Below are 2,512 nucleotides of genomic sequence, written 5' to 3'. Positions count from 1 at the left end.
CATGGCCCGCCCATAAGCGACGATACAGTCTGATTTCTCATCCTCGTGGTTGGAAATTTTCTCCAGCTCCTTTCTTTTTTTCATGTTAACTGCTAATCTAAAATTTTCTTTGGAGTGTTTGGCAAATTAAAACGAAAAAATTTACAGTTGAAAGTATATAGCACAGTGTGGTATAGCTGTCAAATAAAAATTTTATGCCTGCCAATTTCTATTAGCTCTTCCCCAAAGGAGGGACACCCATGGACAACAAAGAGTTCCATTCTCTTCGGCAGAAACTGCAAAAGACCCAGAAGCAGATGTCGCAACTCTTGGGAACATCTCTCCGGGCGATTCAAAGCTTCGAACAGGGATGGCGGAAGGTTCCGGTGCATATTGAGCGGCAGATGCTTTTTTTGGCAGCCATGAAAAAAAGAAGCAATAAAAATACTCGACCCTGCTGGGAGATTCGAGGTTGCATGCCCCAGACCCGAGAAGCCTGCCCAGCCTGGGAATTCGCTGCGGGGCACATCTGCTGGTTCATCAATGGGACGATCTGCCAGGGAAAGCCTAAAGCGAGTTGGTCCCAAAAAATGAAGGTTTGCCGGAAATGTCAGGTTTTTATCGCCAACTTGAAACGTTGAAGCTCTCCGACGAGAGGTTCGATCAAGATTCAGGCAAGCTTCGATTTGCATCGAAGTTACTGGTCTCCCGCAACCCAAAGAATATAACCCCGGCTTATGATCTATCTATATATTTTATATTAAAAAATCTCTTGAAAAAAATAGGGTAAATACCTTATTTTTTGGCGCAAAAAGCTGTATTTTGAGAAGGGATTAACCAGTCTATTCTTTGAAAGCCGTCAAGGGTTCTTGGATAAGTTGCCCTTTGCGGAAGCGGTCAACGGACAGGCAGGAGATGTCGATGGATGGTTTTTCGCCGAGGATTAATTCAGTCATGACTTGCCCTACGGCTGGACTGTGCTGGAAGCCATGGCCGCTGAAGCCGTTGGCCAGGAAAAACCCCTTGCAAGTAGGTGCCTCCCCCAGGATGGCGTGGTTGTCCGGAGAGATCTCATAAGAGCCGGCCCAGCCACGGTTGATTTCCGCCTTCTCCATAATCGGAACCCGGTAGATGGAGTTCTCGGCCACTTCCACCATGGCATCGGAGTCCACATTGATATTGAAAGACGGGAAATTATCTTTAGGCCCGGAGAGCAGCAAACCCGGGCCTTCGCGGCGAAAATACCAAGCCCGATGAAAATCAATCACCAAGGGAATGGAGTCAGGAATCCAGGGAAAGGGGGCTGTGAAAAAGAGCTGCCGGCGGTAAGACAGGACAGGCACTTCCACCCCTGCCATTTTCCCCACTTCTCCGGCATAAGGTCCGGCGGCATTGATGACGATAGGGGAAACAATATCCCCTTGCGCCGTTCGCACAGAAATGATTTTTCCGTTCTTCTGATGGATTCCCAGAACCTCAGTTCCTTCATAGATTTTTACGCTTCCCCGCCTTGCTCCTTTCGCAAAACCGCTAATGGCCTCATAAGGCCCGGCGTACCCTTCCCAGGTACAGAAGGTTCCTCCTTGCAGGTCATCCACTTTCAAAAAGGGCCAGCGGTATTTGATTTCCGGAGGGGAAAGCAGTTCTACAGGAATTCCAAGTTTATGCTGGAGATCCACATTCGCCTTGAAAACTGCCCACTCCTCCCCCGTCGTGGCCAAAAAAAGATACCCCACCTTTTTAAATCCGAGATCAACACCGGTAATTTCTTCAAAGCGGTTCCAGAATTTTAAGCTTTTCAGAGAAAAGCGAATATTTATCTCCGTAGAAAATTGGGCCCGAATGCCACCGGCGCATTTGGCCGTAGAGCCTTCCCCGAGCATTCCTTTTTCCAGAAGCACCACTCCTTTGGCCCCTTTTTGGGCCAGGTGATAGGCAATACTTGCCCCGATGATCCCCCCGCCAATAATGATGATATCTGCAGTCTTTTCCATTACATTTCATTCTACCTGAATTTATCTAAATACCCGGAATGGAAACAATATGAAAAACTTTTTAAACGAAATGCGACAAAGAGGGAAAGAATAGAGACAGCTGAACTTTTATCCGTTATCAAAAATGATTGCCTTGCCATGCCTGCTGGCCATATAGAACGATCCAGGCGGATTCTCATGGGAACTCACGATTAGGATGGACCTCCCTCCCGAAGTCCTGCTAAATAGCATAAAGGATTTTTGCATAGTATTATAGATGGCAACCAATCAGAGTTCTTATCCAAAGAAGAATTGAAAAAAAGGATTGACCCAAAAGGTCCAGGTGAAGTCAAAGAGAGGAAGATACCTTCCTATTTAAAGAGGGGTGTTTGAAGTGCAATTATCCAAAGTCCTCTTATTGCACCCTATATAAAAAAGCTCATCAAAGGAAAAAATAAAGAATAATTTTTTACCTGTCAAATCCTCGCCCTCCAAATCTACTAAGGCCCCTGCAAGGAGGCTTTTTTTGCTTGGAACTGTGATATGAAAGGGGACGTCCT

3 protein-coding genes are annotated in these 2,512 nt (G+C 46.3%); 1 reads left to right on the top strand and 2 read right to left on the bottom strand.

Annotation, left to right across the window (positions count from 1 at the left end; genetic code table 11):
- Positions 1 to 239: 239 nt before the first annotated feature.
- Complete coding sequence (locus Q7V48_11750; protein ID MDO9211399.1) at positions 240 to 620, top strand: transcriptional regulator; 381 nt, start codon at positions 240 to 242, stop codon at positions 618 to 620.
- Between the two features lie 201 nt (positions 621 to 821).
- Here the strand turns inward: Q7V48_11750 and Q7V48_11745 are convergent, their stop codons facing one another.
- Both Q7V48_11745 and Q7V48_11740 read right to left on the bottom strand, forming a co-directional pair.
- Positions 822 to 1,973 carry an FAD-binding oxidoreductase gene (locus Q7V48_11745; protein ID MDO9211398.1) on the bottom strand — a complete coding sequence of 384 codons (1,152 nt, stop codon included), beginning with the start codon at positions 1,971 to 1,973 and terminating at the stop codon, positions 822 to 824.
- Positions 1,974 to 2,327: 354 nt separating this feature from the next.
- The coding region (locus Q7V48_11740; GenBank protein ID MDO9211397.1) for a hypothetical protein at positions 2,328 to 2,512 on the bottom strand (185 nt) is incomplete at its 5' end.

The organism is Deltaproteobacteria bacterium, from assembly GCA_030654105.1.
Taxonomy (GTDB): domain Bacteria; phylum Desulfobacterota; class SM23-61; order SM23-61; family SM23-61; genus JAHJQK01.
The sequence above is the reverse complement of the archived record's forward strand: the minus strand, read 5'-3'. Positions and strand labels throughout refer to the sequence as shown.

Coding starts and splice junctions, on each gene's coding strand:
- Q7V48_11750 (MDO9211399.1), top strand. CDS start 240: ATGGACAACAAAGAGTTCCATTCTCTTCGGCAGAAACTGCAAAAGACC.
- Q7V48_11745 (MDO9211398.1), bottom strand. CDS start 1,973: ATGGAAAAGACTGCAGATATCATCATTATTGGCGGGGGGATCATCGGG.